15 protein-coding genes and 2 rRNA genes are annotated in these 13,637 nt (G+C 52.4%); 16 read left to right on the forward strand and 1 reads right to left on the reverse strand.

The window, feature by feature from the left end; all coding sequences use genetic code 11:
• The 13 genes from CCB157_RS03445 to rsmI all read left to right on the forward strand — a co-directional run.
• Positions 1-176: ribosomal RNA gene (locus tag CCB157_RS03445) — 23S ribosomal RNA — on the forward strand; the annotation flags it as partial.
• A 58-nt stretch (positions 177-234) separates the two neighbouring features.
• Positions 235-351: ribosomal RNA gene (gene rrf, locus CCB157_RS03450) — 5S ribosomal RNA — on the forward strand.
• A 252-nt stretch (positions 352-603) separates the two neighbouring features.
• Entirely contained in the window at positions 604-939 is a 336-nt protein-coding gene (locus tag CCB157_RS03455) for a sigma factor G inhibitor Gin (RefSeq protein ID WP_077614539.1), read from the forward strand.
• A gap of 109 nt (positions 940-1,048) precedes the next feature.
• Positions 1,049-2,488, forward strand: a complete 1,440-nt coding sequence (locus CCB157_RS03460) for an aminotransferase class I/II-fold pyridoxal phosphate-dependent enzyme (protein ID WP_077614590.1) — start codon at positions 1,049-1,051, stop codon at positions 2,486-2,488.
• Positions 2,489-2,530: 42 nt separating this feature from the next.
• Entirely contained in the window at positions 2,531-3,181 is a 651-nt protein-coding gene (gene tmk, locus CCB157_RS03465; RefSeq protein ID WP_077614540.1) for a dTMP kinase, read from the forward strand.
• A gap of 132 nt (positions 3,182-3,313) precedes the next feature.
• Entirely contained in the window at positions 3,314-3,643 is a 330-nt protein-coding gene (gene darA, locus CCB157_RS03470; protein ID WP_077614541.1) for a cyclic di-AMP receptor DarA, read from the forward strand.
• An 88-nt stretch (positions 3,644-3,731) separates the two neighbouring features.
• Positions 3,732-4,172: a YaaR family protein gene (locus CCB157_RS03475; protein ID WP_077614542.1), complete on the forward strand. Its 441-nt coding sequence runs from the start codon at positions 3,732-3,734 to the stop codon at positions 4,170-4,172.
• Positions 4,173-4,190: 18 nt separating this feature from the next.
• Entirely contained in the window at positions 4,191-5,192 is a 1,002-nt protein-coding gene (gene holB, locus CCB157_RS03480; RefSeq protein WP_077614543.1) for a DNA polymerase III subunit delta', read from the forward strand.
• Positions 5,185-6,012 (forward strand): PSP1 domain-containing protein, encoded by an 828-nt coding sequence (locus tag CCB157_RS03485; protein ID WP_077614544.1) that lies wholly within the window; start codon positions 5,185-5,187, stop codon positions 6,010-6,012. The genes holB and CCB157_RS03485 overlap by 8 nt, the downstream gene beginning before the upstream one ends.
• A gap of 15 nt (positions 6,013-6,027) precedes the next feature.
• Entirely contained in the window at positions 6,028-6,372 is a 345-nt protein-coding gene (gene yabA, locus CCB157_RS03490) for a DNA replication initiation control protein YabA (protein WP_077614545.1), read from the forward strand.
• A gap of 46 nt (positions 6,373-6,418) precedes the next feature.
• Complete coding sequence (locus tag CCB157_RS03495; RefSeq protein ID WP_077614546.1) at positions 6,419-7,156, forward strand: tRNA1(Val) (adenine(37)-N6)-methyltransferase; 738 nt, start codon at positions 6,419-6,421, stop codon at positions 7,154-7,156.
• Positions 7,149-7,427, forward strand: a complete 279-nt coding sequence (locus CCB157_RS03500; RefSeq protein WP_077614547.1) for a GIY-YIG nuclease family protein — start codon at positions 7,149-7,151, stop codon at positions 7,425-7,427. The genes CCB157_RS03495 and CCB157_RS03500 overlap by 8 nt, the downstream gene beginning before the upstream one ends.
• Positions 7,405-8,310, forward strand: a complete 906-nt coding sequence (gene rsmI / locus CCB157_RS03505) for a 16S rRNA (cytidine(1402)-2'-O)-methyltransferase (RefSeq protein WP_077614548.1) — start codon at positions 7,405-7,407, stop codon at positions 8,308-8,310. The genes CCB157_RS03500 and rsmI overlap by 23 nt, the downstream gene beginning before the upstream one ends.
• A 164-nt stretch (positions 8,311-8,474) precedes the next feature.
• Here the strand turns inward: rsmI and abrB are convergent, their stop codons facing one another.
• A complete protein-coding gene (gene abrB, locus CCB157_RS03510; protein WP_077614549.1) occupies positions 8,475-8,759 on the reverse strand; it encodes a transition state genes transcriptional regulator AbrB in 285 nt (94 codons plus the stop codon).
• A gap of 461 nt (positions 8,760-9,220) precedes the next feature.
• On the opposite strand from abrB, the gene metG reads away from it, so the two are divergent.
• The 3 genes from metG (at position 9,221) to CCB157_RS03525 (ending at position 13,551) form a co-directional block, all read left to right on the forward strand.
• Positions 9,221-11,206, forward strand: a complete 1,986-nt coding sequence (metG, locus tag CCB157_RS03515) for a methionine--tRNA ligase (RefSeq protein WP_077614550.1) — start codon at positions 9,221-9,223, stop codon at positions 11,204-11,206.
• Between the two features lie 287 nt (positions 11,207-11,493).
• Entirely contained in the window at positions 11,494-12,288 is a 795-nt protein-coding gene (locus CCB157_RS03520; RefSeq protein ID WP_077614551.1) for a TatD family hydrolase, read from the forward strand.
• Between the two features lie 96 nt (positions 12,289-12,384).
• Positions 12,385-13,551 (forward strand): resuscitation-promoting factor, encoded by a 1,167-nt coding sequence (locus CCB157_RS03525; RefSeq protein ID WP_077614552.1) that lies wholly within the window; start codon positions 12,385-12,387, stop codon positions 13,549-13,551.
• Positions 13,552-13,637 lie beyond the last annotated feature (86 nt).

A 13,637-nucleotide genomic window follows, 5' to 3' on the forward strand; every position in this document is an offset into this window, starting at 1 on the left:
TATGTGTGGACGGGATAAGTGCTGAAAGCATCTAAGCACGAAGCCCCCCTCAAGATGAGATTTCCCATGACGCGAGTCAGTAAGACCCCTCAGAGATGATGAGGTCGATAGGTCCGAGGTGGAAGCGTGGCGACACGTGGAGCTGACGGATACTAATCGGTCGAGGACTTAACCAAGCGATGCAGGACCTTCGTTATCAGTTTTGAAGGTGCAACCTTCACAAGTGAAAAAAGGTCCGGTGACGATGGCGAAGAGGTCACACCCGTTCCCATCCCGAACACGGCCGTTAAGCTCTTCAGCGCCGATGGTAATGGGGGGGCGACCCCCTGTGAGAGTAGGACGTTGCCGGGCAAAAGTTCCAATGCAGCCAATGCGGCTGCATTTTTATTTTTTGTCCGTATTTTGACAAGTTGCTTCGGTGAAAGCCCGGCGTATTATAAAAATAAATCGCAGAGCCGTCCGCCCAGCCGTTGTTTCTGGCATTGTTTGCAATCCCTATGATGGGCATGCCTCGCGGACCGTATGAAACGTCCATCGCTGCGGGTGTGGTTTTTGCTCCGCTCGCATGCGGGTACGGATGACAGGTGCCGGGTGGTGGGGACGATGTCTCTGGTCAAAAATGGCACTATCGCGAGAATCGATTATGAATTTTCATTTTCATTGATTAATTTTTATAAAGTTGGGCAAGGCTGTGTACCGGAGGTGGATGCATTGGAAACGGCGCTTCATTCGAATGGCTGGGATACCTGCATTATATGCGATAAACCTAACGCGAAAGGCATTCGTATTTGCAATCAATTAATTTGCGACACTTGTCAAAAGGAAATGATAGACACCGGTGTCGATGAGGAACGCTACAAGTTTTTTATTAAAAAGCTCGGAAAGATCAGCGTCAGGCTGATCGAGGAAAACGAAAGGCAAGCGACAAAGGGCAAATGATCTCCATTTGCTTCTTTTTTTGTGCCGAGACGGATCGGCCGAGCCGCTCAATCCTTCAACCACTTGTGATAAAATAAAAGTTAAAGTCATGAAAGCTTAAGGGATGAAAATGAATCAGAAGCAGACGCCGTTATATGATGCATTATTGCAATATACCGACAGACAAATCTATTCGCTTCACGTTCCCGGCCATAAAGACGGCCTAACTTTTTTTCACCGCGCACAGCCGCGATTTCAATCGCTTCTTCAAATCGATGCCACTGAGATTGAAGGACTTGATGACTATTATCACGCCACGGGCGTGATTGCGGAAGCCCAAGCGTTGCTCGCCGATTTGTACGGAACGGTCAAAAGTTATTTTTTGGTCAACGGCACGACGGTCGGCAATTTGGCGATGGTCAAAGCCGCTTTGCGCCCGGGAGACCGCGTGCTCGTTCAACGCGATAGCCACAAATCCATTTTTAACGCTTTAAAATTAATGGATTTACGACCGGTTTTTCTCGCTTCGGAAATCGATCCGGATACGGGGCTGGCGCCCGGACCGAGCAAGGAAACGGTCGCGGCGGCCATTCGTCGTTACCCGGATGCGAAAGCGTTGATTTTGACGTATCCGAATTATTACGGCATGGCCAATAAAGACATGGCCGAGATTATAAAGTTCGCGAAACAAAAGGGCTTGATCGTGTTGGTCGATGAGGCGCACGGCGCGCATTTCATTGCCGGCAAACCGTTTCCGGAGAGCACTTTAAAAATGGGAGCCGATCTCGTCGTTCAATCGGCCCATAAAACTCTGCCGGCGATGACCATGGGCTCCTATTTGCATATCAATACGGAACGCGTGTTGCCGGAAGCCGTCGAAGCGGCCTTGGAAATGTTACAGACATCCAGTCCGTCCTATCCCATCATGGCTTCGCTCGATTTGGCACGGGCGTATCTCGCTGCCATGGATGATGAAGCGGTGTCGGCCATCGCGGACCGGATCGCGGCGTTTAAAGAACAGCTTTCAGATATACCGGGAATCGCGATCGCTTCAAGCCGCGTGCACGGCCAAGATCCTTTAAAAATTGTCCTCCGTGGACCGGAGCCGGGCTTTTCGTTGCAGGAGAGGCTGATCAAAGCCGGTTTATATCCGGAAATGGCTGATCCCTTCTATGTCTTGTTCATTCTTCCCCTCGACGACCGCGCCCCGTTTGAACGGATTCTACAAGCGATGCGACAGGCTTTTGCCGGGATGAGCGGAGAGAAAACGGCGGCGTTTAAGGCGAACGGCCTTTCGCTCCGTTCCGATGCGCCGATCGGAGAATTGGCGGTCGGTTTCCGCGAAATGGACGTTCTGGATAAGGAAACGGTTCCGCTTTCCGCGGCACTGGACAGAGTGGCGGCGGAGACGATTATTCCATATCCGCCCGGCGTTCCCGTGTTGTTGAACGGGGAGAGGGTCACCGCGCAGCATTTGGAAGCCATCGCGCGCTGGCGGACGGCCGGAGCGAAATTCCACGGCTTGGATGCGGAAGCCGCCGAAGCGACGCTCACCGTATATAAACTCTAACGGTCTTGAAAAAATAAAGAAATCGGATAAAGGGGTATCGGCGTGAGAGGCATCTTCATTACCTTCGAAGGCCCGGATGGGGCCGGAAAATCGACGCAAATTCGCAATCTTGCTGAATATATAGATAAGAAAGGTCTTCCATACGTGTTGACGCGCGAGCCGGGCGGCACCAAGATCAGCGATGCGGTCCGTTCGATTTTGCTCGATCCCGATCATGGTGAATTGGAAAACGAAACCGAGGTATTGCTTTATGCGGCATCGCGCGCCCAGCACGTGAGAGAGGTGATCCGCCCGGCGCTTGCGGAAGGAAAAATCGTCCTGTGCGACCGATTTGTGGACGCGTCGATCGCCTATCAAGGACATGGGCTCGGCGTGTCGATTGAAGATGTCGTCCGCGTCAACCGGTTTGCCACCGGCGGTCTCGTCCCTGACCGTACGTATCTCATCGACATCCCGCCCGAAGTGGCTCGCGAGCGATTGCTGCAAAGGACGGACGGAACGGGGAAGCCGCTATTGGATCGCATCGAGCGGAAAGGTTTGGACTATCACCGCCGCGTTCGGGCAGGATTTCAAGCGATTTATAGAGAAAATAAACAACGAATTCTTTGGATCGACGGCAACCAGCCGGAAGCCGTTGTTTTTCGCGATATCGTCGCCGATTTTCAAAAACGTTTTGAATCCGTTGAACGTTAAATCGTCGCTTTTAACGGCTTTAGCCATTCGCTTTGAGACTCGGAAGCCGCTGCATCACAGGTGTTTTCCATTCTCATCGGCGGGTGAGGCAGCATCCGCTATCCGCCAAATTTTATGGAAGGGGTGGTAATAATGAAGTTGATTTTGGCGGTTGTTCAGGACAAAGACAGCAATCGTTTGTCGGAGGCGCTCGTCAAGGCAAATTTCAAAGCGACCAAGCTGGCGAGTACCGGAGGATTTTTGCGTTCAGGGAACACGACCTTTTTGATCGGAACGGAAAACAACCGCGTCTTGGAGCTGCTCAATCTCATTAAAGAAAACTGCCAAAGCCGTCAGCAAATGGTCGCGCCGATCTCGCCGATGGGCGGAAACGCCGATTCCTACATCCCGCACCCCGTCGAGGTGGAAGTCGGCGGCGCCACGGTCTTCGTTTTGTCGGTCGATGCGTTCAAGCAATTTTAAGGCGCATGTTCCGTTTCAGCCACATGTCAAGGCCGAAAAGCGATGCGCTTTGATTGATGTGAGTCAATGACGCCAAGGGGATTTGCCCATGAGCATTAAGATTGAACAGGACTGGAAAAGACTTTCGGGTGAAAAACGGACGGGACCGAGCCGGGAAAAGCCGACGGTCGCCTTTAAAAGCTTTGTTCAAAGCCAATGGCATGAAAAAGAATCGGAAAGAATGGAAGGATTGCTTGCGGAGATCGAAGAACAGGGCAAGCGGCTGTCGCGTTCCCGCACCGTTCGGGATTTGCAGCTGTATAAAAAATTGATCCAAGAGTTTTTGCAAAAGGCCGTGTCTTTCGGATTGGCGCTCAGCCAATCCCATTCATGGCACAGCCCCGAACCATCCGTGCAGACGATCGTCAAAAAGATTGACGAACGTTTGATGGCGCTCACCGATCAAGTGTTGCGGGAAGGCGCGGAACCGATACAAATTTTAGGCATGCTCGACGAGATCAAGGGCTTGCTCATCAATTTATACCGATGACGGAAAGCGTGATGACCGGTGAAATGGACGCAATGGTTGGAAGAACAAAAAACGGTGGCCACGATATTAATAAACAGCCTTGAACAAAGCCGCCTTGGACATGCCTATCTGTTCACCGGGCAAAAGGGGACGGGAAAAAGAGAAGTCGCGCGCCATTTAGCCCGCAGTTTTTTTTGCCGCAATAAAAACGGCATCGAACCGTGCGGCACGTGCAGGGATTGCCGACGCATCGATTCGGGCAACCATCCCGATGTCGTCGTCATCCGTCCCGACGGCCGTTCGATCAAAAAGCAACAGATCGCCGATTTGATCAAAGCGTTTTCGTATCGGGGCGTCGAGTCCGAGCGCAAATTTTTCATCGTTGAACAGGTCGATCTGATGACGGCGCAGGCGGCCAACAGCTTGTTAAAGTTTATGGAGGAACCCGACGGGCAAACGGTTTGCGTGTTGATCACGGAAAACGTGCACGCCGTCTTGGAAACGATCGTTTCGCGTTGTCAAGTTCTCACGTTTAAACCGTTGCCTCCGGAAAAAATGAAACGACGTCTCATCGGGGAAGGCGTCGCCCCGGCCATGGCGGCCACGGTGACGGCATTGACCGCCGACTATGAGGAAGCCAAGGCGCTCGCCGGGGATGAGTGGTTTGCGAAAGCTCGTTCCGTCGTGATAAACTATATGGAAGAGCTGTTTGCTCAACCTCAACGCGCAATGATGACGATGTACGAACAATGCGCGACCCATTTCACCGATTCCAATCGTTTACACATCGGATTGGATCTCATGTTGATTTGGTTCAGGGATGTTTTATCGCTTCAAACGGGACGTCCCGAAGCGGTCGTCTTTACGGATCGGCTGGAGCGGTTAAACGCCATTGCGGACATGATTTTCATGGAGCGGACGGCAAGCGGTTTGGCTGCCGTTTTGGCGGCGAAGCGCCGTTTGAACGCCAACGGCCATCCGTTGTCGGTGTTGGAACAGCTCGCACTCAGACTGGAAGAGGGGGCCGTTTCCCATGTATGAAGTCGTTGGTGTCCGCTTTAAAAAAGCGGGTAAAATATATTATTTTGATCCGGGAGATTGGGATCTTTCATATAATGATGCCGTCATCGTGGAAACGACGCGCGGCGTGGAGTACGGGAAAGTCGTCATCGGCAAAAAAACCGTCGATGACAACGACGTCGTGCAGCCGCTGAGGAAGGTGCTGCGCGCGGCGACGCCCGAAGACAAAATTCAGGTGGAAAAAAACCGGGCGGACGCGCGCAAGGCGTTGAAGATATGCGAGAAGAAGGTGGAGGAGCACGGGCTGGAAATGAAGCTCGTCGACGTGGAATACACCTTCGATCGCAACAAGATCATCTTTTATTTTACGGCGGACGGCCGCGTCGATTTCCGCGAGCTGGTTAAAGACTTGGCTGCCGTGTTCAGAACGCGCATCGAGTTGCGGCAGATCGGTGTCCGTGATGAGGCGAAAATGCTCGGCGGCATCGGGCCGTGCGGGCGCATGCTTTGCTGTTCGACTTTTTTGGGTGATTTTGAACCCGTTTCAATAAAAATGGCCAAAGACCAAAATTTGTCGCTTAATCCGGCCAAAATTTCGGGCGTATGCGGGCGTTTGATGTGCTGTTTGAAGTATGAGAATGAAATGTACGAAACGGCGAAACAAAATTTGCCGGATATCGGCGAAATCATCAACGTCCATTACGGCACTGGTCGGGTCGTCGGATTGAACATTCTCGAAAAGCTCGTTCAGATCGAGTTAATTGAAGAAGGAAAAGTCATCGAGTACACCTTGGACGAGCTCATTGAGGAAGGAGCCGTTACTTCGCAAGCCACTAAATAAAAGGTGGTGGATGACTTGAGCAAAAAAGACATTTTATCGCTGGTGACCGGGCTTGAGGAACAACTCGGCGATCTCTACGAGCGGCTCGGCGACCTGAAGTCGCAACTTGCGAAGGTGCTGGAGGAAAATCAACATTTGACGGTGGAAAACCGGCATCTGCGCCGCCGTCTCGAAGGGTTGGACAAAGCGGAAACGGACGGCAAGAAGGAGTCAAGCAAGGCGGCGCCGAAAATCGGGGAAGGTTACGATAATCTCGCCCGCCTGTATCAAGAAGGCTTTCACATCTGCAATCTCCATTACGGGAGCATCCGGAAAGACGGGGATTGTTTGTTTTGCCTATCCTTTTTAAATAAAAAGTAAGCTCTTCTCAAGAGATGTTTTTTTTCAATGAAGACGAGGGATTCGAGTGATTGAAACGAAACCGGGCGAACGCATCGACGATTTGCTGAACACCGGGTTAAAGATCATCCAAAGCAAAGAAGTGTTTTCGTTTTCGCTAGACGCCGTCCTGTTGGCGCATTTTGTTTATGTGCCGATTTTAAAGGGCGGCATCTTGGATTTGTGCACAGGGAACGGGGTCATCCCCCTTTTGTTGTCGAAACGGACGAAGGGCGACATCACGGGGGTCGACATACAGGCGCGGCTGTGCGACATGGCTGAGCGCAGCGTCCGTTTGAATCGTTTAGATGACCGCATCCGCATTCTTTGCGAAGACGTCAAGCGCTTGCCGGAGGTGCTCGGGCACGGCGTTTTCAACGTCGTCACATGCAATCCCCCTTATTTTTCCAGTCGGGAAGCGCACATCAAAAATCCCAATCCTTTTTACGCGATTGCCCGCCACGAGATCTGTTTGACGCTTGACGAGGCCGTTGACGCGGCGTCGCGGCTTGTTCGTCAGAAGGGAAAGGTCGCTTTTATCCACCGGCCAGACCGCCTGGAAGAAATGCTAGCGTCCATGCGGGCTCACCGGCTTGCGCCGAAACGCCTTCAATTCGTTCATCCGCGCAAGGATGGGGCGGCCAATATGGTCTTAGTCGAGGCCATTAAAGATGGCCAGACGGGCATTAAGGTATTGCCGCCGCTGACGGTTTATGACGAGCACGGCGCGTATACGAAGGAGCTCTTGAGTATCATCAATGGATAAACCCTATATCGTTTACATTTTGGAATGCCGGGACGGCACTTATTACACCGGGACAACGAACGACCTGGAGCGACGCCTTATCGAGCACCAAAGCGGGAAGGGCGCCAAGTACACGCGGGGGAGAACGCCGGTGCGCCTCGTTTATCAGGAAGTGTGCGGCACCAAGGGACAAGCGCTCAGCCGGGAATACCGGATCAAAAAGATGTCCAGATTGCATAAAAAGCGGCTCATCGCGGAAGGTGGTCCGGATGCGGGAACAGAGAAGTTTTGAAGGCGGTGGAGACAACGGCGCGTTATATATCGTCCCGACGCCCATCGGCAATTTGGATGACATCACCTTTCGGGCGATCGATACGCTCAAGTCGGCTGATCTCATCGCCGCTGAGGATACGCGCCGGACGCTACAATTATGCCGCCATTTCGGCATTGAGACGCCGGTCGTCAGCTATCATGAACACAATAAAAAGTCGAGCGGCCTCAAGCTGCTCGCCGCGATGCAGCAAGGCAAAGCCGTCGCCTTGGTCACCGATGCCGGGACGCCCGGCATATCGGATCCGGGGGAAGACCTCGTCAAAGCGGCAACCGAACACGACATCCGGGTGATTCCGCTGCCGGGAGCGAACGCCGCACTTACCGCCTTGGTCGCCTCCGGGCTTTCAACCGAACATTTCCTGTTCATGGGGTTTTTGCCGCGAAAACAATCGGACAAGCAAGCCGCGCTGGAAGCGGTCAAAACGTTGCCCTATACGCTTATCTTTTATGAGTCCCCCCATCGCGTCATCGATACGCTGGCCTCGATGGAAACCGTGCTCGGCGATCGCCGCATCGCGCTGGCGCGGGAGCTGACGAAACGATTTGAAACGTTTTTGCGCGGAACGATTGGAGAAATTCGGGCGTTCTTGGAAGGCGAGGACATTAAAGGCGAGTGCTGCATTGTCGTCGAGGGTGGAACCTCCGAAGCGGACGATGGCGGGATAAAAGCGGCCTGGTGGTCGGAACTCGGCATTTCCGAACACGTCGATTATTACGTTCGCGAACAACATCTGACGACAAAAGAAGCGATTAAACGGGTGGCTGCTGACCGACAACGCCCGAAACGCGACATTTATAACGCCTATCACGGCCTTTCGGGCGGTAGGGATGGAGGAGATTAAGACATCGGGGCAAAAGGAGCCGGATCGGGCGGGCGCCGCCGCTTTGCCATTTTCGGTTGGTAAAACCGGGCGGCCCCCGATTTTCCGGCTCGTCGGGTGGAGAGGAAGCGATGCCCGGAATCGAAAAAAAAAACCCATCCGGTCGGTGGGTTTGAAGGAGTTTTTTATTTACTTTCGGCCAGATACTTTTGAATTTCCTGAAGGACGATTTCGGCGCCTTCCCGGCTTAAGATCAGCTTGCCGCCGGCAACGGACAGATTGTCATCCGACACTTCGCCCGTGATTTGACAAGTCATGCTCGGCTTGTACTTCTTTAAGATGATTTTTTCATCATCCACGTAAATCTCTAATGCGTCTTTTTCATTGATTCCGAGCGTCCGGCGCAGCTCAATGGGAATGACGACGCGTCCGAGCTCATCGACTTTTCTCACAATGCCGGTGGATTTCATGTCGCGGATCTCCTCCCCAAATCAAGATTAACAGCCATTATTCGACAATTCTCTCTTTTGCTAATCGTACCAGTGTTTCCCAAACACGTCAATGCTTTTCTTAACCCGTTGGACCGACCGGTACTCCTAGCGGATATCCCTTTGAACATCCCGCAATGCACAGCGAAGAACGGGGGCTATCGGAGCGTTCCGGATCGCGTAAGTTGTCGAATTTTGACGAGCAAAAAATTCGGCGATACCGCGTTTTTCTCCGATATGTCCTGTGCTGGGTTTACCGTATATTTGTCAGAAAATCCTCTGTTATTCTATAATAGCAAAAAAAGACGGATTGGAAAGTGCTTTATGGGTAAATTTAAAAATTTTTATACATTTTATGGAGCAAGGAATTTCTTGACAGCGGGCGCCGCGATGCGTATAGTTTTTTTAATTGGATCAACGCAGCATAAGGAGGTCAATCGGCGATGACCGAGAGCAAAAAGACATTTTATATCACAACGCCGATCTATTATCCGAGCGATCGCCTTCATATCGGGCATGCGTATACGACCGTGGCCGGCGATGCGCTGGCGCGTTATAAACGGTTGCGCGGTTACGATGTCCGCTATTTGACGGGCACCGATGAACATGGGCAAAAGATTGAAAGAAAGGCGAAAGAAGCCGGCGTGACCCCGCAGGAGTACGTCGACGGCATCGTCGCGGGGATCAAAACCCTTTGGGATAAATTAGATATCAGTTATGATGATTTTATCCGGACGACCCAGGAACGCCACAAAAAAGCGGTCCAAAAGATTTTCAAGCGGCTCGTCGATCAAGGCGACATTTATCTCGGGGAATACGAAGGCTGGTATTGTACGCCGTGCGAATCGTTTTATACCGAACACCAGCTCGTTGACGGCAAATGTCCGGACTGCGGACGCCCGGTTGAAAAAGTGAAGGAAGAATCGTATTTCTTCAAGATGAGCAAATACGTCGACCGTTTGCTCGATTTTTATGAAAAAAATCCCGGATTCATTCAGCCGGAATCCCGCAAGAATGAAATGATCAACAACTTCATCAAGCCGGGACTCGAGGATTTGGCGGTGTCGCGCACCGCATTTGAATGGGGGATAAAGGTTCCCGACGATCCCAAACACGTCGTTTACGTATGGATTGACGCTTTGACAAACTATATCACCGCCCTCGGATACGGTTCGGATGACGAATCCCTCTTTAACAAATACTGGCCGGCGGACGTCCATCTGGTCGGCAAAGAAATCGTTCGCTTCCATACCATTTACTGGCCGATCATGTTGATGGCTTTGGGGCTGCCCTTGCCGAAAAAGGTGTTCGGTCACGGCTGGCTGTTGATGAAAGACGGAAAAATGTCCAAGTCGAAAGGGAACGTCGTCGATCCGGAACCGATTATCGACCGGTACGGACTCGATGCGCTTCGTTACTATTTGTTGCGGGAAGTGCCTTTCGGCGCCGACGGGGTGTTCACGCCGGAGGGCTTCGTCGAGCGGATCAATTATGACTTGGCCAACGATTTGGGCAATCTGCTGCACCGAACCGTCGCGATGATCGAAAAATACTTCGACGGCAACGTGCCGGCGTACACCGGTCGGGTGACCGATTATGACGCCGATCTGGAAGAACAAGTTCAGGCCACTGTGCGCGAAGTGGAAGAGCAGATGGAAAACCTCCAGTTTTCGGTGGCGCTGACAGCGATTTGGCAATTAATCGGCAGAACCAATAAATATATCGACGAAACGACGCCATGGGTGTTGGCGAAAGATGAAGGGAAACGCGAAGCCCTCGCCAGCGTCATGGTTCACCTCGCGGAAGCTTTGCGCGCGGTCGCCGTCCTCCTTCGGCCGTTTTTGACGACGACGCCGCAGAAAATATTTGAGCAGCTCGGCATCAAGGATCCCTACGCCCAATCGTGGGACGGCCTCAGCCGGTTCGGGCTGAGCGACGGCAGCTGGCGCGTCAAAAAAGATCAGCCGCTTTTCCCGCGCCTGGACATGGAGAAAGAAATCGAATATATTCTCAGCCAGATGAAAGGCGGAGTGGCGCAACAAGAAAAGAAAGAGGAAAAACAGGCCGAAAAAACGCAAGCGGAGCCAGAAAAAACGGCGCAACCGGATGAAATCACGATCGACGATTTTGATAAGGTCGATCTAAGAGTGGCGGAAGTCGTCCGGGCGGAAAAGGTCAAAAATGCGGATAAACTGCTGAAGCTCGAACTGGATCTCGGCTATGAAAAACGGCAAGTCGTCTCGGGCATCGCCAAATATTACACGCCGGAAGAATTGATCGGCCAAAAGGTGATCGTCGTCAGCAACCTTAAACCGGTCACGCTTCGCGGCGAACGGTCGGAAGGCATGATCTTGGCCGGTGAGTCGGACGGCGTTCTCAAAGTCGCGACCATCGATCGATCGATCCCGAACGGAACCAAAATCAGTTAAATCGCATAAACATACGACGGGCAAACCGCCCGTCTTTTTTTTTGTTCCCTATCCCGGTACTTTCTTTAGAGAAAAAATCGGAGGCGAAAGCGCCGAATCAAAGAGGTGCAATCGCTTGAAGTTCGCCGTTGAGAATCATTCGTTCTTTTTATGTAACATAATCTTAATCTTACTGAAACGGTGTTGTCGTATGTTTAACGTTTTTCCGTGGTAAACTATCAAGAGACTTAAAGTGAAAAAAGGGTAAAAACTTAACAAATAGAATGTTTGGATCGAAGTGATGGATCATGGCAACGAACAAGCGAAACGGCGCGCTTTTTGATACGCATACGCACATCAACGCGGAACAGTTTGATGAGGATCGTGAAGCCGTCATCGAAAGGGCCCGGGAAGCGGGCGTTGAAGAAATGGTCGTCGTCGGTTTCGATCGCGGGACGATCGAGCGGGCTTTGGAAATCGTTGATCGCCATGACGGGATCTATGCCGCCGTCGGTTGGCATCCGGTCGATGCCGTCGACATGACCGAAGAAGATTTGCGCTGGATTGAAGAGGTGGCCGGGCATCCGAAAGTGGTCGCCCTCGGCGAAATGGGGTTGGACTATCACTGGGACAAGTCGCCGGCCGACGTTCAAAAAGACGTTTTCCGGCGGCAAATCGACTTGGCAAAGCGGCTCGGCTTGCCCATCATCATCCATAACCGCGAGGCCACCGAAGATATTTTGCGCATCTTGGAAGAAGAGCGCGCTTCCGAAGTCGGCGGCATCATGCATTGTTTCAGTGCGGATTGGGAGGCGGCCGAGCGCTGTTTGGCCATGAATTTTTACATTTCCATCGGCGGGCCGGTGACGTTTAAAAACGCGCCGCTCCCGAAAGAAGTGGCGAAAAAGGTTCCGTTGGACAAGCTGTTGATCGAGACGGATTGCCCGTATCTCAGCCCGCATCCGTTCAGGGGGAAGCGGAACGAACCGGCCCGGGTGAAGCTCGTCGCCGAACAAATCGCCGAGCTCCGCGGCATGACCTTTGAAGAGCTCGCGGAAGCGACGACGCAAAACGCCCGCAGGCTCTTCGGCATCCGTTCATAAAAGCTGATGGATCCCATTTCAATGGTTTGATAGAGATAGAGAGATCAGAGCCCTACATAAATTTAGGGGGTTATCGGAGATTCAGGGAGGGGTTGGATGATACCCATCGCAAGCAAGCTTCTTTCCGATCGAAGAAGGCGGATGGCCGCCGGATTTTTGGCCGGCGTCATGGCCTTGACGACCTTCTTCGGTTATACGGCTTATGCTTACGGGGAAAAAACGGTAACTGTTGTCATAAACGGGAAAAAACGTACGGTTGACACCAATGAAGACACGGTCAAGGGGTTGTTGGTGAAGGAGCTTCATCTTTCGGTTGATGCACATCATGACAAAATAAGGCCGGGACTTGACGCGAAACTGGACGATCACATGACGGTGGTGTGGGATCCGGCCCATCGGGTGGTCATCGATCACGACGGCACAAAGCGGACCGAGTGGACGACTGCTGATACCGTCGGGGAACTGGTCGGGAAGCAACTCGTCCCGCACGATGTCGTCAAACCCGGCGAATCGGCGGCCATCACCGACGGCATGGTCATCCGGATTCAAGACGGCATTCAAGTGACGGTTACGGACGGGACCCGGCCGGCGAAAACCGTTTGGACGGTGGCGATGAAGCCGGAAGCCTTCTTGAAAAAGCAAGGCATTGCATGGGATGAGAATGACCGCATTGAAACGACCGGCGCCGGATCGATGTTAAAAGACGGCGCAGCGGTGAAGGTCATCCGCGTTGAGCATAAAACCGTCAAAGAAACGGAGCCAATCGCCTACAAGGTGGAAAAACGCAAAGACGCGAGCCTTCCGAAAGGACAAACCCGATTAATCCAAGCCGGCCGTGAGGGTGAAGCGGTCGCAACTTATGACGTAACGATCGAAAACGGAAAAGAAGTAAAAAAAGAGCTCGTCCGCAGGGAGGTCAAACGGCCGAGCCAAAATGAAATTCTTGCCGTCGGAACTCAGCCTTCCGGAACGGCGAAAGTCTTGACCATGCGAAGCAGCGCGTACACCGCCGATTGTAAAGGATGTGGTGGGGTGACGACGACCGGAATTAATTTAAAACGCCATCCCGGCATGAAAGTCATCGCCGTCGACCCGCAAATCATTCCGCTCGGAACAAGGGTCTATGTTGAAGGCTACGGATACGCCATTGCGGCCGATACCGGCGGCGGCATACACGGCCATCGCATCGATGTGTTTTTCCCGTCGGAGTCCCAAGCGGTCGCTTGGGGGCTCCGGACGGTCCAAGTGAAGATTTTGGATTGAAGTGCAGAGGGGAGGTCAGCTGCACTTCTTTTTTTGTTACACTAATAAAACGGATGAACGATGAAAAATGTTTCATCTTTATGATT

It is taken from the genome of Caenibacillus caldisaponilyticus (assembly GCF_002003465.1).
GTDB classification, from domain to species: domain Bacteria; phylum Bacillota; class Bacilli; order Bacillales; family Sporolactobacillaceae; genus Caenibacillus; species Caenibacillus caldisaponilyticus.

Bases quoted from the DNA above. Each gene is read 5' to 3' on its own strand.
- CCB157_RS03455 (WP_077614539.1), top strand. From the start codon at position 604: ATGTCTCTGGTCAAAAATGGCACTATCGCGAGAATCGATTATGAATTT.
- CCB157_RS03460 (WP_077614590.1), top strand. From the start codon at position 1,049: ATGAATCAGAAGCAGACGCCGTTATATGATGCATTATTGCAATATACC.
- darA (WP_077614541.1), top strand. From the start codon at position 3,314: ATGAAGTTGATTTTGGCGGTTGTTCAGGACAAAGACAGCAATCGTTTG.
- CCB157_RS03475 (WP_077614542.1), top strand. From the start codon at position 3,732: ATGAGCATTAAGATTGAACAGGACTGGAAAAGACTTTCGGGTGAAAAA.
- CCB157_RS03485 (WP_077614544.1), top strand. From the start codon at position 5,185: ATGTATGAAGTCGTTGGTGTCCGCTTTAAAAAAGCGGGTAAAATATAT.
- CCB157_RS03500 (WP_077614547.1), top strand. From the start codon at position 7,149: ATGGATAAACCCTATATCGTTTACATTTTGGAATGCCGGGACGGCACT.
- rsmI (WP_077614548.1), top strand. From the start codon at position 7,405: ATGCGGGAACAGAGAAGTTTTGAAGGCGGTGGAGACAACGGCGCGTTA.
- abrB (WP_077614549.1), bottom strand. From the start codon at position 8,759: ATGAAATCCACCGGCATTGTGAGAAAAGTCGATGAGCTCGGACGCGTC.
- metG (WP_077614550.1), top strand. From the start codon at position 9,221: ATGACCGAGAGCAAAAAGACATTTTATATCACAACGCCGATCTATTAT.
- CCB157_RS03520 (WP_077614551.1), top strand. From the start codon at position 11,494: ATGGCAACGAACAAGCGAAACGGCGCGCTTTTTGATACGCATACGCAC.
- CCB157_RS03525 (WP_077614552.1), top strand. From the start codon at position 12,385: ATGATACCCATCGCAAGCAAGCTTCTTTCCGATCGAAGAAGGCGGATG.